The organism is Arthrobacter sp. UYEF36 (assembly GCF_040547025.1).
Lineage (GTDB): Bacteria > Actinomycetota > Actinomycetes > Actinomycetales > Micrococcaceae > Arthrobacter.
In genome coordinates, this window is the sequence record NZ_JBEPOX010000007.1 from 79,256 (window position 1) to 99,320 (window position 20,065).

Annotated in this window: 22 protein-coding genes; 10 read left to right on the forward strand and 12 right to left on the reverse strand. The window is 67.8% G+C overall.

Annotated elements, in window-relative coordinates; genetic code table 11:
* The first annotated feature begins 7 nt into the window (after positions 1–7).
* The 3 genes from ABIB29_RS11915 (at position 8) to ABIB29_RS11925 (ending at position 2,830) form a co-directional block, all read left to right on the forward strand.
* Complete coding sequence (locus ABIB29_RS11915) at positions 8–1,177, forward strand: AMP-binding protein (RefSeq protein ID WP_354173015.1); 1,170 nt, start codon at positions 8–10, stop codon at positions 1,175–1,177.
* Positions 1,178–1,225: 48 nt separating this feature from the next.
* Positions 1,226–2,107: a 1,4-dihydroxy-2-naphthoate polyprenyltransferase gene (locus ABIB29_RS11920; protein WP_354173016.1), complete on the forward strand. Its 882-nt coding sequence runs from the start codon at positions 1,226–1,228 to the stop codon at positions 2,105–2,107.
* Between the two features lie 99 nt (positions 2,108–2,206).
* Positions 2,207–2,830, forward strand: a complete 624-nt coding sequence (locus ABIB29_RS11925; protein WP_354173017.1) for a dihydrofolate reductase family protein — start codon at positions 2,207–2,209, stop codon at positions 2,828–2,830.
* On the opposite strand, the gene ABIB29_RS11930 is transcribed toward ABIB29_RS11925, so the two are convergent.
* Positions 2,827–3,135, reverse strand: a complete 309-nt coding sequence (locus ABIB29_RS11930) for a DUF4229 domain-containing protein (RefSeq protein WP_354173018.1) — start codon at positions 3,133–3,135, stop codon at positions 2,827–2,829. The genes ABIB29_RS11925 and ABIB29_RS11930 overlap by 4 nt on opposite strands.
* Positions 3,136–3,399: 264 nt before the next feature.
* Between ABIB29_RS11930 and ABIB29_RS11935 the strand changes: the two genes are divergently transcribed.
* Both ABIB29_RS11935 and ABIB29_RS11940 read left to right on the forward strand, forming a co-directional pair.
* A complete protein-coding gene (locus tag ABIB29_RS11935; RefSeq protein WP_354173019.1) occupies positions 3,400–3,825 on the forward strand; it encodes a PLD nuclease N-terminal domain-containing protein in 426 nt (141 codons plus the stop codon).
* A gap of 99 nt (positions 3,826–3,924) precedes the next feature.
* The gene (locus ABIB29_RS11940) at positions 3,925–4,923 is read left to right on the forward strand and encodes a hypothetical protein (protein WP_354173020.1); all 999 of its coding nucleotides are present in this window, start codon (positions 3,925–3,927) and stop codon (positions 4,921–4,923) included.
* Between the two features lie 524 nt (positions 4,924–5,447).
* Here the strand turns inward: ABIB29_RS11940 and ccsB are convergent.
* Genes ccsB through ABIB29_RS11965 form a run of 5 tightly spaced genes read right to left on the reverse strand, consistent with a single transcriptional unit; the run spans position 5,448 to position 10,447 of the window.
* Positions 5,448–6,569 (reverse strand): c-type cytochrome biogenesis protein CcsB, encoded by a 1,122-nt coding sequence (gene ccsB, locus ABIB29_RS11945; protein WP_354173021.1) that lies wholly within the window; start codon positions 6,567–6,569, stop codon positions 5,448–5,450.
* On the reverse strand, positions 6,569–8,386 hold the full coding sequence (gene resB / locus ABIB29_RS11950) for a cytochrome c biogenesis protein ResB (protein WP_354173022.1): 1,818 nt from the start codon (positions 8,384–8,386) through the stop codon (positions 6,569–6,571). The genes ccsB and resB overlap by 1 nt, the downstream gene beginning before the upstream one ends.
* A complete protein-coding gene (locus ABIB29_RS11955) occupies positions 8,386–9,141 on the reverse strand; it encodes a cytochrome c biogenesis CcdA family protein (RefSeq protein ID WP_354173023.1) in 756 nt (251 codons plus the stop codon). The genes resB and ABIB29_RS11955 overlap by 1 nt, the downstream gene beginning before the upstream one ends.
* A gap of 17 nt (positions 9,142–9,158) precedes the next feature.
* The gene (locus ABIB29_RS11960) at positions 9,159–9,779 is read right to left on the reverse strand and encodes a TlpA family protein disulfide reductase (protein WP_354173024.1); all 621 of its coding nucleotides are present in this window, start codon (positions 9,777–9,779) and stop codon (positions 9,159–9,161) included.
* 2 nt (positions 9,780–9,781) lie between these two features.
* Entirely contained in the window at positions 9,782–10,447 is a 666-nt protein-coding gene (locus ABIB29_RS11965) for a histidine phosphatase family protein (protein ID WP_354173025.1), read from the reverse strand.
* Between the two features lie 211 nt (positions 10,448–10,658).
* Between ABIB29_RS11965 and ABIB29_RS11970 the strand changes: the two genes are divergently transcribed.
* The 3 genes from ABIB29_RS11970 (at position 10,659) to ABIB29_RS11980 (ending at position 13,203) form a co-directional block, all read left to right on the forward strand.
* A complete protein-coding gene (locus ABIB29_RS11970; protein ID WP_354173026.1) occupies positions 10,659–11,207 on the forward strand; it encodes a YceI family protein in 549 nt (182 codons plus the stop codon).
* 279 nt (positions 11,208–11,486) lie between these two features.
* On the forward strand, positions 11,487–12,173 hold the full coding sequence (locus ABIB29_RS11975) for a hypothetical protein (protein WP_354173027.1): 687 nt from the start codon (positions 11,487–11,489) through the stop codon (positions 12,171–12,173).
* 223 nt (positions 12,174–12,396) lie between these two features.
* Positions 12,397–13,203 carry an MlaD family protein gene (locus ABIB29_RS11980; RefSeq protein WP_354173028.1) on the forward strand — a complete coding sequence of 269 codons (807 nt, stop codon included), beginning with the start codon at positions 12,397–12,399 and terminating at the stop codon, positions 13,201–13,203.
* 51 nt (positions 13,204–13,254) lie between these two features.
* Here ABIB29_RS11980 and ABIB29_RS11985 read toward each other — a convergent pair whose 3' ends face one another.
* Positions 13,255–13,950, reverse strand: coding sequence for a redox-sensing transcriptional repressor Rex (locus tag ABIB29_RS11985; RefSeq protein WP_354173029.1), 696 nt, complete (start codon positions 13,948–13,950; stop codon positions 13,255–13,257).
* Positions 13,951–14,041: 91 nt separating this feature from the next.
* Positions 14,042–14,302 (reverse strand): glutaredoxin family protein, encoded by a 261-nt coding sequence (locus tag ABIB29_RS11990; RefSeq protein ID WP_354173030.1) that lies wholly within the window; start codon positions 14,300–14,302, stop codon positions 14,042–14,044.
* A gap of 112 nt (positions 14,303–14,414) precedes the next feature.
* Between ABIB29_RS11990 and ABIB29_RS11995 the strand changes: the two genes are divergently transcribed.
* Positions 14,415–15,233: an HAD family hydrolase gene (locus tag ABIB29_RS11995; RefSeq protein WP_354173031.1), complete on the forward strand. Its 819-nt coding sequence runs from the start codon at positions 14,415–14,417 to the stop codon at positions 15,231–15,233.
* Between the two features lie 477 nt (positions 15,234–15,710).
* On the opposite strand, the gene ABIB29_RS12000 is transcribed toward ABIB29_RS11995, so the two are convergent.
* The 4 genes from ABIB29_RS12000 to ABIB29_RS12015 all read right to left on the reverse strand — a co-directional run bounded on the left by ABIB29_RS12000 (position 15,711) and on the right by ABIB29_RS12015 (position 18,577).
* Positions 15,711–15,809, reverse strand: a complete 99-nt coding sequence (locus ABIB29_RS12000; protein ID WP_003792170.1) for a 30S ribosomal protein bS22 — start codon at positions 15,807–15,809, stop codon at positions 15,711–15,713.
* A 201-nt stretch (positions 15,810–16,010) separates the two neighbouring features.
* A complete protein-coding gene (locus tag ABIB29_RS12005; RefSeq protein WP_354173032.1) occupies positions 16,011–16,223 on the reverse strand; it encodes a helix-turn-helix domain-containing protein in 213 nt (70 codons plus the stop codon).
* A gap of 268 nt (positions 16,224–16,491) precedes the next feature.
* Positions 16,492–17,604 carry a 3-deoxy-7-phosphoheptulonate synthase gene (locus tag ABIB29_RS12010; RefSeq protein WP_354173033.1) on the reverse strand — a complete coding sequence of 371 codons (1,113 nt, stop codon included), beginning with the start codon at positions 17,602–17,604 and terminating at the stop codon, positions 16,492–16,494.
* Positions 17,605–17,887: 283 nt separating this feature from the next.
* Positions 17,888–18,577 carry a FadR/GntR family transcriptional regulator gene (locus ABIB29_RS12015; protein ID WP_354173034.1) on the reverse strand — a complete coding sequence of 230 codons (690 nt, stop codon included), beginning with the start codon at positions 18,575–18,577 and terminating at the stop codon, positions 17,888–17,890.
* Positions 18,578–18,698: 121 nt separating this feature from the next.
* Here ABIB29_RS12015 and ABIB29_RS12020 point away from each other — a divergent pair, with 121 nt between their 5' ends.
* Positions 18,699–20,024 carry an alpha-hydroxy acid oxidase gene (locus ABIB29_RS12020; protein WP_354173035.1) on the forward strand — a complete coding sequence of 442 codons (1,326 nt, stop codon included), beginning with the start codon at positions 18,699–18,701 and terminating at the stop codon, positions 20,022–20,024.
* Positions 20,025–20,065: the final 41 nt, after the last annotated feature.

Genomic DNA, 20,065 nt, shown 5'->3' on the forward strand with positions numbered 1-20,065 from the left:
CGGCCCAATGACTTCCGGAGCTGTGACTTCCCAACCCCCGAACATCGAGCCCGCGCTTAAGGCACTGGCGGACGCCCTGCACGGTGAGGGTCCCGCCGTCGAACTGTCCGCCGGCACCGACGGGAGCGTTGTGGTCTCCGCCGTGGAAACGCCGGGCTATGAGGACGCCGCCGTCGTCGTGCGGACTTCCGGCTCCACTGGCACGCCCAAAGCGACGGTCCTCACCGTGGACGCCCTGGCGGCCTCCTCCGTGGCAACCGCCTTCGCGCTTAAGGGCGAGGGCCAGTGGCTGCTCGCGCTGCCCATGCAGTATGTGGCCGGGGTGCAGGTCCTGGTGCGCTCGCTGTTCGCCGGCACCCGGCCCTGGGCCATGGACCTCAGCGGCGGCTTCACCCCGGAAGCGTTCACCGCCGCCGCGCTGGAGCTCACGGACAAGATCCGCTTCACCTCGCTGGTGCCCACCCAGCTGCAGCGGTTGCTGGACTCGCCGTCGGCCGAAACCCTGGCCGTGCTGCGCCGCTTCAACGGCATCCTGCTCGGCGGCGGCCCGGCCTCGCCGGAACTGCTCGCTGCGGCCCGCGACGCCGGTGCCCGTGTGATCACCACCTACGGCTCCGCGGAGACCTGCGGCGGCTGCGTCTACGACGGCTTCCCGCTCGAGGACGTGCTGGCCCGGGTGGACGGCGACGGCAGGATACTGCTGGGCGGCGCCACGCTGGCCGCCGGCTACCTCGGCGACCCCGGGCACACGGCCGACGCCTTCTTCGAGGAGGACGGCGTCCGCTGGTACCGCACCAGCGACCTCGGTTCCATCGACGCCACCGGTAAGCTGACCGTCCTGGGCCGGGCCGACGACGTCGTCATCACCGGCGGCGTGAAGGTCTCCGCCGCGCACGTGCAGGCGGAGCTGGAGAAGCTCGACGGCGTGCTGGCCGCCTTTGTCGCAGGGGTCCCCTCCGCCGAGTGGGGCCAAGCCCTCGCCGCCTATGTGGCCCTGGCCGATAGCTCAGACGAAGGCATCCGGGACTTCACCGCGGGCGCGCCCTGGGCACCGGCGTTGGGCACGCTGGCCCCGAAAACGGTGCTGGCCGCCGGTGGACTGCTGATGCTGCCGAACGGGAAGCCGGACCGCCTGGCGATGACGGTTCGGCTCACCGAGCTGCATCAGGGAAAATAGATAAGCCGGGCACTCCCGGTTTAGCCGAACCAACACGAGGTACTGAACGTGGCAACAGCCGCTCAATGGATCCAAGGCGCCCGACTGCGCACCCTGCCGGCCGCGATCGCGCCTGTCCTGATCGGCACGGCGGCCGCGTACGAGATGGACGCATTCCTTCCGCTCCATGCCGTGCTGGCCGCGCTCGTGGCACTGCTGCTGCAGATCGGCGTGAACTACGCCAATGACTACTCGGACGGCATCCGCGGCACCGACGAGGACCGGGTGGGCCCGCTCCGGCTGGTGGGCTCCGGCGCCGCGAAGCCCGAGCACGTCAAGTACGCCGCGTTCGCCGCGTTCGGGCTGGCGATGGTGTTTGGCCTGGCCCTGGTCATCCTCTCGCAGACGTGGTGGCTGATCCTGGTGGGCCTGGGCTGCGTCCTCGCCGCCTGGGGCTACACGGGCGGGAAGAACCCCTACGGCTACATGGGCCTCGGCGACTTGTTCGTCTTTGTGTTCTTCGGCCTGGTCGCCACCCTCGGAACGACCTACACGCAGGCCGGCCAAATCAGCCTCGCCGCCATCATCGGCGCCATCGGCACCGGCCTCATCGCCTGCGCTCTGCTTATGGCCAACAACGTCCGCGACATCCCCACCGACCGTAAGGCCGGGAAGAAGACCCTGGCCGTGCGGCTCGGCGACAAGCATGCCCGGGAAAGCTATGTGCTGATGCTCGCCGTCGCGATCCTGCTGCCGGTTGTGCTGGCGCCGAGCCGGCCGTGGATGCTGATTGTGCTGCTGCTGATCCCGGCCAGCCTGATGCCGTCCTGGCTGATGATCGCCGGGCGGCGCCGCAAGAGCCTGATTCCGGTGCTCAAGCAGACGGGGCTGATCAACCTCGGCTACGCGGTGCTGTTCTCCCTGGGCCTGGTGCTGAGCCACGGGTTCTAAGGGGCGCAAATACCCGTTGCCTCGCTGGGGGACCGTGTGACAGCCTCGAAGTGATCCCGTCGCCGGGACGACGACGGGCGGCAGAGGAAAGAGCACGGCATGGGACTCATCCATATCGACCTGTTCACCACGCTCGACGGCGTCGCGCAGGCGCCCGGCGGACCGAACGAGGACCCTGACGGCGGCTTCGCGTTTGGCGGCTGGCAGGCTCCGCTCCTGGACGAAGTGGTCGGCGGGCAGATCGACGCCGGGATGGCGGGGATGGACGCGCTGCTGCTTGGGCGCCGGACCTACGACATCTTCGCCTCATACTGGCCGCACGCGGACGGGGACATCGCGCGGCTCTTCAACCGCCTCCCCAAATATGTGGCCTCGCGCCAGACGCCGGCCCTCGAGTGGGCCAACTCCACCCTGCTCGGCCCTGATGTCGTCGCCGCCGTGCGGGAACTGCGCGACAGGCACGAGAACATCCACGTCATCGGCAGCCTCAACTTCGTGCAGACCCTGTTCGCCGAGCGGCTCTTCGACCGGCTCAACCTGTGGGTGTATCCGATCCTCCTCGGCGGGGGAAAGAAAGTCTTCGCCGACGGGGTGGTTCCGACGAACCTCAGACTCATCGAGCCGGTCGTTGCGTCGCCGAAGGGTGCGGTGCTGCAGCGCTACGCGCTCGCCGAGGGCACGCCTGGCGTCGGCGACATGTCCGCCGTCGACCAGGAGGGCTAAGCGTCCTTCGGGCGGTTGTCCTTGTTGACGGTGATGTCCGGGTGCGCGTCGACCAGGCGGTCCTCGGCGTCGGCGTCGTCCACTTCCCCGGCGCTGCGCAGCGGCTTGGCCTTGCCGGAGAACCGCTGGTGGAGCGAGGCGGCGGCGGCGTCGCGCTGCTTCTGGAAGAAGAGGAAGCTGATCGCGAAGGCCATCATTCCCGCGCAAAGGACGGCCAGCAGCCACCCGAGCTCGAGGTAAACGAACAGCGCGAACAACGGCACGAAGAGGGCCAGGCGGATCAGGGAGTATTTCAGGAAAGCCACTCTCCAAGTTTAGCCGCCGGCGGCACCCCCGGCCCACCGAGGCCGGTGCCGGCCCTCCGCGGAGCCACCTGCGGCGCTGCGGTGGGGCGGCAGGGCGGTGTTGCGGCGCTGCGGCGCTGCGGCGGGGCGGTGGGGCGGTGGGGCGGCGCAGCGGCGCTGCGGCGGGGCGGTGCTGCGGCAGCGTTCATCCGGTTGGTGCAGGGTTCCCGCCCGGACCAGCGATCAGTAGAAGCCGGACACTCCCCCGGAGGCTAGACTGAGTACATGCTCCGTGTAGTGGTTGTTGTCGCCGTTCTCGTCGTGTTCGTCTACGGACTCGTCGACGTGATCCGCACTGACCCGCGCCAGACCAAAGGCATTTCGAAGCCGGCCTGGATTGTGGTGCAGATCGTCCTTCCGGTGATCGGCGCGATCCTGTGGTTCCTCATTGGCCGTCCGCGCGGGACCAGCCCGGTGCGCACCAATTACAGCCACCCCGTCGCGCCCGACGACGACCCGGACTTCCTGCGCAACCTCGAACTCCGCCGCCGCAAGCAGGCCGAAGCCGACCGGCTCAAGAAGCTCAAGGACGAGCTGGACGCCAAGGAGCCCAAAACCGGCGACGGCAAGGGCACTCCCGGGAGCCACGACTCCGAATCCGGCGACGCCCGCGGCAGCGGCGACGCGCAGGGCACCGACGAGGTCAAGTAGTACTCGTCCTCCCTGCACCATCGCCGCTCACAAGGCCCACTCCTCCTCCACACTGTGGATAACCTCCGAGCCCCTTCCTGACGCGCGCAGAATGCTCGTATGCGCCCTCCCAGCGAGCTTCCGCTGCAGCTTCGAAACCAGCCCTTCACCGTGGCCGAGGCCCGCGCCGCCGGGCTGAGCCGACGTCGGACCCGGGCTCGGGATCTCGTCAACCCCTGCCACGGAGTGCGCGCCCCGGCCACCACCCAGGACACCTCCTTGGAGCGTTTACGGGCCCTAACGGCTGTGACCGGTGCTGTCGTGAGTCACCTGTCGGCAGCAGTCCTGTGGGGCTTTCCTCTGCCGATCGCAGTGGCGAACCATGCTGTCGTCCATCTGACGAGCGATCCGGCCAGGCGGGCCGTGCGGTACAAGGATGTCGTGGGGCATCAGCAGTCACTCAAACCGGATGAGATCGTGGCCGGGGTTTGGGTGAGTTGCACCTCCCCACTGCGGACGTGGTTCGACCTCGCCTGCCTCCTGGGCCTCGATGATCTTGTGAATGCCGGCGACTTCCTGCTGCGCCGGCGAAACCCGCTGACCACGGTCGACGCCCTGGACACCTTCCTCGCCGGGAAACCGGGCAGGCCAGGCTACCGGCGTGCCATGCGAGCGCGGGCTCTGATGCGCGCCAACACGGACTCGCCCAAAGAGACCGAACTCCGCCTGCTCCTGATTCGCCATGGTCTGCCGGAGCCCGGAATCAACGTCCCGGTTTTCGACGAGACCGGCGCGTGGATCGAGGACCCGGACCTGTCCTATGAGCGGGAAAAGGTCGCGATCCAGTACGACGGCGCGCATCACGCCAGTCCGGCACAGCGTCGCAGCGACATCTTTCGAGACGAGAACGCCCGGGATGCCGGATGGCGCGTCGTCGTCTTGACGCAGCGGGACCTGGACCCGATTGCACCCGGCATGACGCCGACTGCCGTGACCCGGGTGCGCGCTGCCCTGACGGAGCGAGGCTGGACCCCGGCACCGGTCCGGAGTCCAAGTCCGAGTCCGCAGCGCCCTCGCAGTACGCGGGCCGGCCACCCAGCTGACGCGAATGGCCGCTAAGCAAGTACGCCCAGTCACCCATCTGACACGAATGGCCGCTAAGCAGGGCGTCATTGGGGCGATATGTGGCGAATGGGCGCGGCACTGCATGGCATAGCGGCCATATGTGGCGAATCGATGGAGTGCGTGGGCCGGCGCAGCCACCCATCTGACACGAATGGCCGCCAAGCAGGGCGCTCGGCCGTCCATCTGACACGAATGGCCGCTAAACGGTGCCTCATAGCGGCCATATGTGGCGAATCGATTGAGGGCGTGGGCCGGCGCAGCCACCCATCTGACACGAATGGCCGCTAAGCAAGGCGCTCGGCCGTCCATCTGACACGAATGGCCGCTAAGCAAGGCGCTCGGCCGTCCATCTGACACGAATGGCCGCTAAACGGTGCCTCATAGCGGCCATATGTGGCGAATCGATGGAGTGCGTGGGCCAGCGCAGCCACCCATCTGACACGAATGGCCGCTAAGCGGGGTGGCTTAGCGGCCATTCGTGGCGAATCGCGGAGGAGTGAAGAAGAGTGACGAGCGGGCTACAGCCCCGAGTAGGAGTGCAGGCCGTTGAAGAACTGGTTCACGATGGTGAAGTTGAAGACCACGCAGAGGTAGCCGACGATCGACAGCCAGGCCGCGCGGGTTCCGGTCCAGCCGCGGGTGGCGCGGGCGTGCAGGTAGCCGGCGTAGACCACCCAGATCACGAAGGTCCACACTTCCTTGGTGTCCCAGCCCCAGAACCGGCCCCAGGCCTTCTCGGCCCAGATAGCGCCGAACATAAGGGTGAAGGTCCAGCCGACAAAGGCGATGGCGTTGATCCGGTAGGAGAGGTTCTCGAGGCTCAGCGCGGACGGCACGAGGCGCATGAAGCCCAGCTTGTCGGCACCCCCGGCCGCGATGGTCTTCTGCCGGTGCGTCTGGACCAGCTGCAGCGCCGACATCGCGAAGGTCAGGGTGAACAGCGCTGAGGACAGCACGGCGATCGAGACGTGGATGATCAGCCAGTAGCTCTGCAGCGCGGGAACGAGGTGCCCCACCGGCGTCCAGTACGCGACGGAGGCGGCCACAAGCATGATGATCGACAGGCCCACCACGAAGGTGCCCAGGAAGCGCAGGTCGCGCCGGATCAGGACCAGCAGGAAGACGGCCACGGCCACGAACGCGCCGGTGGTGAGGAACTCGTACATGTTGCCCCACGGCACCCGGCCCGCGCCGATGGCCCTGGTGATGACACCGGCCGCGTGGATGGCGGCACCGAGCACCGTCAGGGCGACGGCGACCCGGGCGGGGGCGCGGCGCTCGGCGGAGTAGAGCATGGAACCGTCGGCGGTCTGGCCGATGCCGGTGGCGTTTCCGGCGGAATCGCCCGCCACGGACGACGTCGGACGCTCCGCCCGGCCAACAGGCCCGGCCACGTCCCCGTCGGCGCGGTCAACAGCACCGGCGGCGGACGAGGAGGAGGCCCCGACGCCGGCGGCCACCGGAACGCGGGCGGCTGCGGCACCGGAGAGCTCGGCGGCCTTGAGGTCCACCGCGCGCAGCGTCTTGCTGCTCTTGGCCAGGTCCCACGCAAAGGCGATGAACGCCACCGTGTAGGTGCCTGCCGCGAGGAGCATGAACAACTCGCTGTACTGGCCCATGGTTTCGTTGATGGGGAGCATTACTGTTCCTTCTTTGACTCGGAAGAGCCTGCTGTTGACTGGATGAAGTCTGCTGCGGGGTGGTCCGGGGAGACGTGCCCAGCACCGGCACCGGGCAGCGTGGTCTCCGCCCGGTCATTATCCGCTCCCCTGCTGGGAGCCGACTGGGAGCCGCCGTCGTCGAGATCCCAGGCCCCGGCGAGCAGCTTGCGGATCGCCACTGCCTCGCCGGCCAGCCGGTGGTCCTCGCCGCGCGCCAGGAGCCCGTATTCGACCATGGTGCGGCCGTCCTCGTGCGTTCCGGTGCGGACCCAGACGCGCCGGCGGTTCACGTACAGCGAGGTGACCAGGCCGGCCACCGCCAAGAGCGCGAAGATCAGCGCGTAGAGCTGGCCCGGGTTGTGGTGGATGTCCACGCCGATATAGCGCTTCACGCCGTCGAAGCTGATGGTGCCCTTGCCGTCCGGGAGGGTGTAGCTGGCGCCCGGGGAGAGGGTGATGCCTCCGGCGTCGAGGTTGCGGGCGTTGAGCGGTGTGAGCTTCTTGACGTCGAGTTCGAAGACGTTCTGCGGGGCGCCGTCGTCCAGGCCGAGGTCGCCGTAGTAGGAGTTCAGGGTCAGCTGCGGGTTGAACAGCTCCGGGTCGCCGCTGAAGGACACGCCTTCCTCGGTGACGAACGCGGTGGGCAGGAAGAAGCCGGCGAACGCGAGCTGCTCCGGCTTGGCATCGGGGACCTTGATGACCGCGGAGGAGTAGTAGTTGTCGCCCTGCAGCTTGGCCACCACCGGCCCCTGCATGGCGATGTTGCCGGCGCCGTCGCGGATGGTGACGACCGGGGCGTACCCGTTGCCGGTCAGGTACATGCTGGTGCCGCCGAGGGTGAGCGGGTCGTTGACCTTCAGCACCTCTTTCTGGGCGGGCGCGTCCGGGGAGTCCTTGGTGGTCACGTCGGCCTGGAAGTCGATGGGCTGGCCGATCTTGCCCTGGGACTCCCGGTCGAACGTGATCTGGAACTTGTCCAGCTGCACCGAATACGGCTCCAGCTGGCTGCTTTGGAAGTTAGTGCCCGGGGTGAACTGGTCGTAGCCGACGAGGGTGTTCACGAAGGTGTCGCCCTCCACGAGGATCCGCTGCCCGCTGTAGCCGAACAGCCCGCCGATCGCGACCGAGACGAGCACCCCGATCAGCGAGGTGTGGAAGACCAGGTTGCCGACTTCGCGCAGGAAGCCGCGCTCCGCACCCACTGACGGCCGCGCGCCGTCGCGGTCGCGAACGTCGACGCGGTAGCCGCGCTTCTTCAGCAGCCCGGCGGCGTCGGTAATGGCGCGCGACGCCGGGATCCCGGCGTCGGCGGGAATCACGAGGGTGCCGTATTCGGGCAGCCTGGACAGCCGTGCGGGTGTCCGCGGCGGCTGGGAGCGCATCGCCTTGTAGTGCGCGATGGCGCGCGGGACCACGCAGCCGATCAGCGAGATGAACAGCAGGATGTAGATCGCCGAGAACCAGGCCGAGGAGTACACGTCGTAGAGCTGGAGCGCGTCGAGGATCTTGCCGTAGTCCGGGTTGTCCTTGATGTACTGCGTGACGATCGAGGGGTTGGCGGGCCGTTGCGGGAACAGCGAACCGGGAACCGCGCCGACCGCCAGCATCAGCAGCAGGAACAGCGCGGTGCGCATGCTGGTCAGCTGGGTCCAGGCCCAGCGGAGCATGCCCATCGGCCCAAGCGTGGGAAGGACAGCGTCAGCCTTGGCGGCGGCCACAGGGCTGCCGCCGGACTTGGCGCCAGGCTTGGTGCCGGGGGCCGGGGACTTCTTCTCTACGTTCACTCGCTCGCTCATCAGATCGGCAATTTCACATCGGTTTGGAACCAGTACTGCAACTCGGAAACCCACGTTCCCCATACGCCGCTGGCCATCAGCAGGCCCAGCCCCACCAGGATGCCGCCGCCGATGCGCTGGATGGCGAGCCGGTGCTTGCGGAAGAAGGACATCACGCCGATGCCGCGGCGCACGGCCAGGGCGATCAGCAGGAAGGGGATGCCCAGGCCCAGGCTGTAGACGAACGCCAGGAACGCGCCCTTGGCGGCCGAGGACCCGCCGGAGAGGCTCAGCAGCTGGACCGCGGAATAGGTCGGGCCGATGCAGGGGGCCCAGCCGAGCCCGAAGGTGATGCCCAGCAGCGGCGCACCCCACAGCCCGGCCGGCGGCTTCGACTGGATCTTGGCGTCGCGCTGGAGCCAGCCGAAGCCGCCCATGAACACCACACCCATGATGATGACCAGGATGCCCAGGACCTGCGTGATCCAGGCGTTCTGCGAGCCGGTGATCAGTGTCCCCAACTGCCCGAATGCCCCGCCGAGCAGCACAAAAATCACCGAGAAGCCCAGGACAAAGAGCCCGATGCCGGCCAGCATGCGGCCGCGCTTCTGCTTCTGGAGGTCGACGCCGGTCAGCCCCGTGACGTAGCCCAGGTACCCCGGCACGAGGGGCAGCACGCAGGGCGAGAGGAAGGAAACGAATCCGGCGAGCAGGGCCACGGGGATGGCAAGCAGCAGCGAACCGCTCAGGATGGCTTCGGCGAAGGGGCTGTTCACGGTGGCTGGCCCGTCCGCTACTCGGCCACGGCAGCGGCGATGAGGGACTTGAGGGTGCCCTTTTGGATCTCGCCAAGGACACGGGAGGCCACGCGTCCCTGCTTGTCGAGCACGAGCGTGGTGGGCACAGCTCCCGGGGGCACCAGTCCGGACACGGCCAGCAGCACGGCGCCGTCCTTGTCATTGAAGCTCGGGTAGGTCAGGTTGAAGGTCTTGTCGAACGCTTCCGCCGTGGCCTTCTCGTCGCGGAGGTTGACCCCGAAGAACTGCACACCCTGGCTCTTGAACTCCTGGTGCAGGGCCTCCAGCGAGGGTGCCTCAACCCGGCAAGGCGCGCAGGCCGCGAACCAGAAGTTGAGCACGGTCACCTGGCCCTGGAAGGCCTCGGCCGTCACCTCGGTGCCGTCAAAGAGGGTGCCCTCGATGGCGATGGCGCTCTTGCGGTCCGCGGCGGCGAATTCCGTCACCGAACCGTCGCCGGCCACGTAGTTCTTGTTGTCGCCGGCCTTGGCCTGTTTGGCCAGCGCATCCTCCTGGGCGCAGCCGGAAAGACCCAGCACGACGGCGAGGGCAGCACCGCCCGCCGTCAGGACACTGCGGCGGGACAACGGTGACGCGTTCATGTTGTTACCGGCCATGCTCAGGCTCCGGGGGTGCTGGAGGCACCGGGGAGAAGGGCGGCAGCAGGCTCGCTGTAGTCGACCCGCAGGAGGTTCCCGGCGTCGTCGAACACCAGGGAGGTGACTGAGGTGAGGGTGCATTCGCGTTTGCGCGGATCATGCCACAGCGGCTTGCCCTCGGCGCTGAGCCGGGTGGCCCAGATGGGCAGCTGGTGGCTGACGAGGATGGCCTCGGCCCCCTCGCCGCCGAGCTCGATGGCGCGCAGCCGGGCGTCCTGCACTGCGGCGATGACGCGGGCGGCCTGGTCCTTGTAGGGCTCGCCCCAGGAAGGCCGGAACGGGTTGCGCAGCATGGGCCAGTGCTTCGGCTTGAAGATCTCGGCCTTGTTGACGTGGATGCCCTCGAAGTAGTTGGCGGCCTCGATGATCCGGTCCTCGGTGGTAATCGCGAGGTTGAGCGCCTCGGAGATGGGCTGCGCCGTCTCCTGCGCGCGGGTCAGCGGCGACGCGACGAGGTGGACGATGTTCGCCCCCTGCGCGGACCGTGCACTGAAGTGCGCCGCCAGCGTCCGGGCCATCTCCTGGCCGAGCTCGGAGAGGTGGAATTCGGGCAGCCTGCCGTACAGGACGCCATCGGGATTGTAGACCTCGCCGTGGCGGAGCAAATGAACAGTGGCTTGGGGCATGTGTACCAGTTTCTCAAAGGGCAGGGGCAATGACGAAATCTTCTACAAGAAGTAGAACTGAAGAGTTTTCAGAAATGTTCCCCGGAGTTGGAATAAAAGATGCAAATGCATGTTTATACTGGGTGAAGCAGTTAGTTGAGACTTCAACAAATGGAGCTTCAACTGACGATCAGACCCACCGCACGGCCCACCCGACTCAAGGAGCAACACCATGGCACTTCCCGCTAACGTCACCACCGGCACCTGGACCCTCGACAACTCGCACAGCGAGATCGCGTTCACCGTCCGCCACGCAGGCATCAGCAAGGTCCGCGGTCAGTTCAAGGATGCAGAGGCCACCCTGGACCTCGCCGAGAACGTGGCCGATTCCAAGGTCAACGCCACGATCCAGACCGCGAGCTTCGACTCCGGCGACGCCAACCGCGACGGCCACGTCCGCGGCGAAGACTTCTTCGACGTCGAGAAGTTCCCGGAAATCTCCTTCGTCTCCCACAGCATCGTCCCCAAGGGTGACAGCTACGAACTCCAGGGTGACCTGACCATCAAGGGTGTTACCCGCCCGGTGGCCCTCGAGACCGAGTTCAACGGCGTTGCCGTCGACCCGTTTGGTATGACCCGCGCCGGTCTGTCCGCCGAGACCACGATCAGCCGCAAGGACTTCGGCCTGACCTGGAACGCAGTCCTCGAAGCCGGCGGCGTGCTGGTCAGCGACAAGGTTGCCGTCAACCTCGAACTGGCCTTCATCGCTCCGGCAGCCTAGTCAGTACATGTTTGACCGGCCTGGTCCACAGGACCAGGCCGGACCCGCGGCTTTCAGCCGCCGGCACCCCGCTTCGTCCATGTGACGAGGCTGGGTGTTCCGCTTATTCCGGGGGGGGTGTCCCGGGGTTGTCCTGCTGCGGAGCCACCTTCGGATGGCATCTCCGGAAGGCACCTCCCGCAGAGCGCGAACAGGCTGCGGCTGACGTTGCCCCGACATGCTCCGCAACATGCCGAAGTTCCCTCGATACCGGCACATCCGCGGTCTACAGTGAGAGCCATGAGCAACCCCAATGAGGTACCTCAGCCGCAGCAGCCGGGCGCCCAGCCCCCGCGGAACCAGACACCACGGAACCAGGCCCCGGGCAACCAAGCACCGGACAACCGGCTGCCGGGCAACCAGACCCCGGGCAACCAAGTGCCGGGCCAGGCGCCGGGCAACCAAGTGCCGGGCGGACCGTCGGGGCAGCCGTCGGGCAGATTCCGCTTTGAGATGCCCGCGGACCGGCCGCGGGACTTCAACGACATGATGCCCCGGGGCGGAGTCTCCGACATGTTCGCGGTCACCTGGCTGCCAATCGAGCTCAAAGTCGCCTACTGGATCTGGCTCATCGGCGGACTGTTGGGCCTGCTGGGCGGGGTTGTGGGCCTCTTCGGGGCGTTTGTGCTCCTCGCCGTCGTCCCGGGCCTGGGATTTGTGGTGCTCCTGCTGGTGCTGGTGGCCCTGGCCCTCGCGGGGGCTCAGGTCATCCTGGCCATGAAGATGAAGGAGGGCCACGAGTGGGCCCGCTTCGCCCTCACGATCGTCGCCGGCATTTCCCTGCTGCTGGCCATCCTCAACACCAGCGCGGCCGACGGCCGTGGAGCAGGCAGCTGGCCGAGCTTCACCATCAGTTTGGTGGCCGCCGTGCTGATGTGGCTGCCCAATTCCCAGGCATGGTTCGCCTCGCTGCGGGGCCGCGCCTGAGCCGCGCCTGAGCCGCGACTGAGCTGCGCGCCAGCCGCTTCCGGGCACACTTCGTTCGTGGTGGAACCGGCCCCTATCGGATGCCCGGGCGCGCGGCGAGAATACCTCTCCGGAATGATCCGCGGGGGCGCCAGCCCGCGGTACGGTGGGAGTAAACCATGCTGGGGGCAGGGCAGGAAGCTGTTTCCGGTATCTGACCAGACCGCCACGCAAAGGAACGCCCATGAGCATCCCGCCAGTCCCGCCGTCGAACCCGGACTCCCCCGAGCCGGGCGAACAGCCGCCTCCCCGCTACGGAGAGAACGCGCCCCAGTACGGCCAGCAGCCGCCGTCCGCACCGCAGTACGGGCAGCAGGCGCCCTCCGTGCCCCAGTACGGCCAGGCCCCGTCGGCACCGCAGTACGGGCAGCAGGCTCCGCAGTACGGACAGAACGCCCCGCAGGCTCCCCAATACGGCCAGAACCCGCCGCAGTACAACCAGCCCCCGTACAACCAGCAGGGTCCGCAGTACGGACAGCCCGGGTACGGCCAGTCTCCTTACGCCCAGTTCCCCTCCGAGCAGCCGCAGGCCACGGCCGGTATGCCCAAGCTCGTTAACACGGCATTCTGGCTCATTGTCGCGTCCGGGGTGTTGTGGGTCCTGTCCGCCCTGCTGGCGATCGGCATGGTCGACTCCCCTGAGCTGCGGGCCGAGTTCGAGGATCAGATGGCCTCCGCCGGCGCGGACGTCAGGTTCGAAGACCTCAGGGGATTCCTGGTCGGCAGCCTCGTGGCCATCGCCGTGATCGGTGCCGGCCTCTACGCGCTCGTGGCCTTCAACGTGCGCAAGGGCAAGAACTGGGCACGGATCCTGGGGACGGTCTTCGCAGCCCTGTCCCTCCTCAGCGTCCTGCCGCTGAGCCTCGGCACGCTGGCAGTCCTCCTGGGCATCGCAGGCATTGTGATGCTGTACCTGCCGGCCGCGTCGCCGTACTTCACCAAGCGCCAGCCGTTCGCCAACCCCTACGGTCAGCCGGGCGGGCCTTACTAAGCCGCCAGGCACCAGCGCAGCGGGCGCGGGAGCCGGACGGGCCGACTGAAACTAGTCGGCATCCTCCGGGTCCTGCGCCCTTTGTGCGTGATAGGCGAGGATCTGGAGTTCGGTGGCCATGTCCACCTTGCGCAGGTTGACCCCGGGCGGCACCTGCAGCATCACCGGGGCGAAGCTGAGGATGCTCCGCACACCGGCGGCAATCACCCGGTCGCAGACGTCCTGCGCCACGGCGGCCGGCAGGGCCAGCACCACCATGTTGGCGCCGGTCCGCTGCAGCACCGGCTCGAGGTCGGCGGCATCGCTGACACGCAGCCAGCCCACCTCGCTGCCCACCACCATCTGGTCCGCATCGAAGATCGCAACAATATCGAAGCCCCGGGATTCGAATCCTCCGTACCGGGCCAACGCCTTGCCCAGGTTGCCGGCACCGACGATGGCGACCTTCCAGTCGTGCGTGAGGCCCAGCGCCGCGGCAATATGCCGGTTGAGGTACTGCACTTCGTAGCCGACCCCACGCGTCCCGTAGGAGCCGACATAGGAAAGGTCTTTGCGGAGGGTGGACGAGCTGACCCCTGAGGCCTCGGCGAGGGATTCGGACGAGACCCGGTCAATTCCTTCGGCAAGCAGGGTGGTGAGGGCGCGCAGGTAAATGGTCAGCCGGGCCACGGCCGCAGGCGGAATCTGCTTTGCTGCAGTCCCTGCTCCCCCGGGCATCGCGTCAGGGGATGAATCCAGCGAAGTCACTATCTGCTCCATTGAGTCGCGTTGTGAGTTCCACTCTAGAGCCCCCGCAGTTCAGCGAACAAAGCAGCCGTCTCCAACGGCTCCCCGCGCCTCAGGCCTGCTGGCCCAACACCCGCCGCAGCGTCCGTTCCAGCCGGGCTTCGTCGATCTTCCAGAAGTCGCGCTGGATGCCGTCCACCAGGACCACGGGAATCTCCTCCGCAAAGCGCTCCCGCAGTTCGGGGTCGTCGTCGACGGACTGCTCGCGCCAGCCGATCCCGAGACTCTGGGTGACGCGGCCGACGGCGGTGCGTGCCGCCGAGCACAGATGGCAGTCAGCTTTGGTGATGAGGACGACGTCGGGGCTTGGCATGGCTCCACGGTAGCCCGGCCGCCGCGCCCGCGTCGACGCTCCCGACACGTCCGGTGCCGCCGCCGCGGCCGATGCGACCGGAACCGCCCCCGGCGTTGGCTAGACTCGGGGCATGCCCGAAGAGAAGTACGCCGCTGTGGTCACCGAGCCTGTTGCAGCGCCGCAGCACGGCGAAGCAGCGTTCTTCGACGTCGACAACACCCTCATGCGTGGCGCCAGCCTGTTCCACGTCGCCCGCAAGATGCACCAGCGCGGGGCCTTCACGATTCCGCAGGCGCTCGGGATTGCCTGGAAGCAGCTCATGTTCGTGCTGCGCGGGGAGAAGATGGATGACATCCACGCTGTCCGCGACACCGCCATGGGCCTGGCCTCCGGCTTCACCGTTGAGGACATTGAGGCCCTCGGCGAAGAGGTTTATGACGAAATGATCGAATCCCGGATCTGGCCGGGGGCCAAGGCACTGGCCGAGCAGCACCTCCGCGTGGGCCGCAGGGTCTGGCTCGTCACGGCGACGCCGATTGAGGTGGCCACGGTGATCTCCAGCAGGCTGGGCCTCACCGGCGCGCTCGGCACGGTGGGCGAAATCCTCGACGGTTCCTACACCGGCCGGCTGGTCGGCGAGATCCTGCACGGCCCGGCCAAGGCGGTGGCCGTCAAAGCGATGGCCGCGGCCGAGGGGCTGGACCTGGCCCGGTGCTGGGCGTACAGCGACTCGCGCAACGACATCCCGCTGCTGAGCATGGTGGGGCACCCCGTCGCCATCAACCCCGACGCCGGGCTCCGCCGCCATGCCCGCGACAACAACTGGCCGGTCTACGATTTCCGCTCCGGACGGCGCGCGGCCACCTTGGGGCTCAAGGCAGCCACCGTCGGCGGGGCCATCTACGGCCTCTGGCGGGGGTTCTCCCGCTTCCGCGGACCCACGGTCTAACCCGCGGCACCACTTCTCCACCACTTTCCGCTGCGATTCCTGCCGAGCGCTGCGCTTCCGGCCTGGCGCTACCCGGATCCGCGTAGCGCCCGTACAAACCCGCGTCACCCTGCCGAAGCCGCGTCGCCCCGCCAAACCCGCGTCACCCTGCCGCACCCGCGTCGCCCCGCCAAACCCGCGTCGCCCGTGTCGGAGGGGCGGTCTACAGTCGCTGGCTGGCTTCTCCGGCTTCCGTGGCCCCAGGGTCTGGCCCGCGCGCCGCTGCCGGGCCTATTTCCGCTACAGTTTCGGCCGAGCGCTGCGCTTCTGCCCTCGCGCTACCTGGATCCGCGTAGCGCCCGTAAAAACCCGCGTCGCCCCGCCAAACCCGCATCGCCCCGCCAAACCCGCATCGCCCCGCCAAACCCGGCGCGAAGACGGCAAAGAAAATGCCCGCTGCCGGGAAGGCAACGGGCATTCACATGATGCGAAGTATCTCTACTTCTTATTACGACGCTGGTGGCGCGTCTTGCGAAGCAGCTTGCGGTGCTTCTTCTTGGCCATACGCTTGCGACGCTTCTTAATAACTGAACCCACGAAAGTTCCTTACCGGCTAGATGCAGTACCTGCCTGTTGGGAAGGGTCCGCGGGCTAAGCAGCAGACTGTACAACTGACAGGTTCTTACAATGACGTAAAACGTTCCTTAACAGGGTACCGCCTCTCGGGGGCACACCACGACCGCAGGCACCATCCGGCGCCCACACATCCTCATTCCGGCCACAGAAGACGCCGGATGCTCAGGCTGTTTCCGTCTTCCCGTCGACCACAGCACCCTTGAGGTACTGCTCGACGGCGGTTTCCGGCACCCGGTAGGACCGCCCGAAACGGACAGCCGGCATCTCGCCGGAATGAACAAGCCGGTACACGGTCATTTTGGACACGCGCATCACCTCCGCAACTTCAGCCACGGTCAAGAAGCGCGCGTTGGAAAAGTTGGCCTCCGAAGACATTTCACTATTCCTTTGCTCAAGCGAACGGCAGCCCCATCTGAATGACATGGCGGTGTGCCGATGCTGAGCCATCAAACAACCATGTGTTAGATACTCTAGGGGCTGATGGTGCCAATGTGAAAGAGTTCCGGGAATCTCCGGGCCCCGGCAGGGAATTCCTGATGCCCCGGCCTTCTGCCGCCCGGCTGGGGCCCCGCCTTTCTGCCGCCCGGCTGCCGCCCCGCCCTTCTGCCGCCCGCCTGCCGGCCCTTCCTGACCGCCGTCCCGCCTAGCTCCGGGTCCGGCGGAGGCGCGCCGAGGCCGCCAGCTGGGCCAGGACCGAGGCCGTGACATCCCAGTCCATGCAGGCGTCTGTCACGCTCTGGCCGTAGACGAGGTCGTCCGTTCCGGCGGCGTGCTCGGCGACGTCGAGGTTCTGCGCCCCGCCAACAAGGAAGCTCTCCAGCATGACGCCGGCGATGGCACCCGCCGAGGTGCCGCCGCTCTCCAGCTGCGCGCCGATTTCCAGCGCGACCTCGGCCTGCCGGTGGTGGTTCTTGCCGCTGTTTGCGTGGCTCGCGTCAACGATCAGGCGCGGGTTGAGCTGCTTGGCCGCCAGCTTGGCGGTGGTGGCCGCCACGTCTGGGGCGGAGTAGTTGGGTCCCTTGCGTCCGCCGCGGAGGATGATGTGGGTGTCCGGGTTGCCGGCGGTGGAGACCAGGGCGGCACGGCCGTCGCCGTCAATTCCGAGGAACGCCTGGGCTGCCCCGGCGGCGCTGCACGCGTCGAGTGCGACCTGCAGGTCGCCGTCGGTCCCGTTCTTGAACCCGACCGGCATGGACAGCCCGGATACCAGCTGGCGGTGGATCTGGCTTTCGGTGGTGCGGGCACCGATGGCGCCCCAGGAGACGAGGTCCGCCATGTACTGCGGGCTGATGGGTTCCAGGAATTCGGTGCCGGCCGGCAGGCCAAGCGCGGTGACCTGCTGCAGGAAGCTGCGTGCGGCGCGCAGCCCGGCGGCGATATCGTGGCTGCCGTCGAGCCGGGGGTCGTTGATCAGGCCCTTCCAGCCCACCGTGGTGCGGGGCTTCTCGAAGTAGGCCCGCATCACGATCAGCAGGTCTTCCTTGTGCTTCTCGGCCTGGCTGACCAGCCGGCGGGCGTATTCGAGGCCGGCCTTGGGGTCGTGGATGGAGCAGGGGCCCACAATGACAAGCAGTCGGTCATCGACGCCGTCCATGATGGCGCGGACCTCGTCCCGGCCCCGCGCGACGACGTCGGCCAGGCGGGTGTCCAGCGGCAGGTCCGCGACGATCTCCTGCGGGGTCGGGAGCGGGGTGAATTCGCTGACGCGCAGGTTGGACGTGGACTGCTGGGATTCGGGGGCTGCTTCGATGCTCATGGTGCGGGGTCCTGTTCCGGGGTGCGGAGCGGGCCCTGGTCAGAACCCGCCGGGAAATGGCGAAGGGCAGAGAATGATCTCTGCCCTGTTGGCTCTGAAGGAAGGTTGGATGCGTGTCAGCTAGACGCGGGCCCCTCCAGAGCCAACGAAAAATACGCATACCAACGGTTCATCATGATTCGACGATAGCCCGGTGACTGACTTCACGGCAAAATCCGGGACGTAACATTCCGTCCCTGGCCGGCGAATCAGACGGGAGATCTGCGGGCGGATCAGCTTCGGATCAGGCCCCGGACCCCAGCCCGGCTTCCCGGTAGTACCCCTCGATATGGTCCGCCACCAGCTGCGCCGCGCGGCCGCCGTCGTGGCTGGCGATGGCCGCCAGAATGCCCCGGTGTTCCGCGCGGAGCCGCGCCGCCGTCGAGTCCCAGTCCGGGAGGTTTCCGGTCAGCCGTCCGGCGTAGTCCTGGATGGCTTCGCGGAGGGAACCCATCATGGCGCTGACGACGGCGTTGCCCGCCGCGTCCGCCAGGGCCAGGTGGAAGCGGACGTCCAGGGCAAGGAACGCCTCCGTGCCGGCGCAGCCGTCCATTTGCTCCAGCAGCCGGGCTGCCTCGGCCAGCGCGGGCGACTCCGGGCGAGCCCGCGACGCAGCCCAGGATTCCAGCAGCACACGGGTTTCCACGATGTCCTTGACGGGCAGGTGCGAGGTGGCCACGTGCAGCCGAAGCGCTGAGCCCAGCGCCGCGGTCGGGTCGGCGATGACGACGGTCCCCGCATCCGGGCCCGAACCCACCCCGGCCCGGAGCACACCCATGGCCTCGAGGACGCGGATGGCCTCGCGGACGGAGGTACGGGAGACCTGGAGCTGCTCGGCGAGGGCGCGCTCGGCCGGAAGCCGTCCGCCCAGGGCCAGCTGACCGCTGGAGAGCTGGCCCTCAATCCACTGCAGGACAAGCTGGTGGGTACGCATGGGCCCATCCTACTTGATGTGGTTGGACCATAGGTCTAGACTGTGGTTGGACCACACTCCCCGCGGTGTTATTCGGGGGGATCCCGACATCCAGGAACACGAGACCTGCCCGGAGGCAGCAATGACGCAGACCATCGAACCCGGCAACCCCGAGGCGCCCACACAACCCGAAGACACCGGCGCGGGCACCCACTCCGCCGCAGCCACCCCGGTTCGCATTCCGGCCCTGACGCGCCGCGTCCCCAAGTACTCGGACCTCGCCCCGCTGATGCAGTTCAAGAAGCCCGAGTTCAGCCGCGCCGCCAGGCTGCGGCGTGCCAGCACCATCTGGGACCTCCGCGACCAGGCGAAGCGCCGCACGCCGCAGGCCCCGTTCGACTACACCGACGGCGCGGCCGAAGCGGAGATCACCCTGCGCCGCGCCCGCGAGGCATTCCTGGACATCGAGTTCCGGCCCGGCATCCTCCGGAATGTCTCCAAAGTAGACCTGAGCACCGACATCCTGGGCAAGACGTCCCGGCTGCCGGTCGGCATTGCACCCACCGGCTTCACCCGGATGATGCAGTCCGAGGGTGAGTACGCCGGTTCCCAGGCCGCCGCGGCCGCCGGCATCCCGTACACGCTCTCCACCATGGGCACTGCCTCCATCGAGGACGTGGCCGCCGCCGCTCCGGACGGCCGGAACTGGTTCCAGCTGTACCTGTGGACGGACCGCGACCGTTCGCTGGAACTGATCGAGCGTGCCGCCAGGGCCGGCAATGACACCCTGATGGTCACGGTAGACACCGCCGTCGCCGGGGCCCGGCTGCGCGACGTCCGGAACGGCATGACCATCCCGCCGGCGCTGACGATCAAGACCGTACTGGATGCCTCCTACCGGCCGGCGTGGTGGTTCAACTTCCTCACCCACGAACCGCTGACTTTCGCGTCGCTCTCCCGCTACACCGGAACCGTCGCGGACCTGATCAACTCGATGTTCGACCCCACCCTGACGTTCGACGACCTCGACTGGCTCCGCGAGACCTGGAAGGGCAAGCTCGTGGTCAAGGGGATCCAGACCGTCGAGGACGCCCGCAGGGTGGTGGACCACGGGGCCGACGGCGTCGTGCTTTCCAACCACGGCGGACGCCAGCTGGACCGTGCCCCGATCCCGTTCCACCTGCTGCCCGGCGTCAAGGAAGCCTTCGACAAGGACAACTCCGACGCCGCGGTCATCCTGGACACGGGCATCATGAGCGGAGCGGACATCATCGCCGCGCTGGCCCTGGGTGCCGACTTCACGCTGATTGGCCGCGCCTACCTCTACGGGCTGATGGCCGGCGGCCGGGCCGGCGTGGACCGTGCCATCGAGATCCTGGAAAAGGACATGCTCCGCACCATGGCCCTGCTGGGCGTCAGCCGGATCTCGGAGCTGACCCCGGACCACGTGCGGCTGCTCTCCAAGTAGCCTGCGCGGGCAACGCGGACATCACAGTGGCGGCCGTGCTC

Bases quoted from the DNA above. Each gene is read 5' to 3' on its own strand.
- ABIB29_RS11915 (WP_354173015.1), top strand. From the start codon at position 8: ATGACTTCCGGAGCTGTGACTTCCCAACCCCCGAACATCGAGCCCGCG.
- ABIB29_RS11925 (WP_354173017.1), top strand. From the start codon at position 2,207: ATGGGACTCATCCATATCGACCTGTTCACCACGCTCGACGGCGTCGCG.
- ABIB29_RS11935 (WP_354173019.1), top strand. From the start codon at position 3,400: ATGCTCCGTGTAGTGGTTGTTGTCGCCGTTCTCGTCGTGTTCGTCTAC.
- ABIB29_RS11940 (WP_354173020.1), top strand. From the start codon at position 3,925: ATGCGCCCTCCCAGCGAGCTTCCGCTGCAGCTTCGAAACCAGCCCTTC.
- ccsB (WP_354173021.1), bottom strand. From the start codon at position 6,569: ATGCTCCCCATCAACGAAACCATGGGCCAGTACAGCGAGTTGTTCATG.
- resB (WP_354173022.1), bottom strand. From the start codon at position 8,386: ATGAGCGAGCGAGTGAACGTAGAGAAGAAGTCCCCGGCCCCCGGCACC.
- ABIB29_RS11960 (WP_354173024.1), bottom strand. From the start codon at position 9,779: ATGGCCGGTAACAACATGAACGCGTCACCGTTGTCCCGCCGCAGTGTC.
- ABIB29_RS11965 (WP_354173025.1), bottom strand. From the start codon at position 10,447: ATGCCCCAAGCCACTGTTCATTTGCTCCGCCACGGCGAGGTCTACAAT.
- ABIB29_RS11970 (WP_354173026.1), top strand. From the start codon at position 10,659: ATGGCACTTCCCGCTAACGTCACCACCGGCACCTGGACCCTCGACAAC.
- ABIB29_RS11975 (WP_354173027.1), top strand. From the start codon at position 11,487: ATGAGCAACCCCAATGAGGTACCTCAGCCGCAGCAGCCGGGCGCCCAG.
- ABIB29_RS11980 (WP_354173028.1), top strand. From the start codon at position 12,397: ATGAGCATCCCGCCAGTCCCGCCGTCGAACCCGGACTCCCCCGAGCCG.
- ABIB29_RS11990 (WP_354173030.1), bottom strand. From the start codon at position 14,302: ATGCCAAGCCCCGACGTCGTCCTCATCACCAAAGCTGACTGCCATCTG.
- ABIB29_RS11995 (WP_354173031.1), top strand. From the start codon at position 14,415: ATGCCCGAAGAGAAGTACGCCGCTGTGGTCACCGAGCCTGTTGCAGCG.
- ABIB29_RS12005 (WP_354173032.1), bottom strand. From the start codon at position 16,223: ATGTCTTCGGAGGCCAACTTTTCCAACGCGCGCTTCTTGACCGTGGCT.
- ABIB29_RS12010 (WP_354173033.1), bottom strand. From the start codon at position 17,604: ATGAGCATCGAAGCAGCCCCCGAATCCCAGCAGTCCACGTCCAACCTG.
- ABIB29_RS12015 (WP_354173034.1), bottom strand. From the start codon at position 18,577: ATGCGTACCCACCAGCTTGTCCTGCAGTGGATTGAGGGCCAGCTCTCC.
- ABIB29_RS12020 (WP_354173035.1), top strand. From the start codon at position 18,699: ATGACGCAGACCATCGAACCCGGCAACCCCGAGGCGCCCACACAACCC.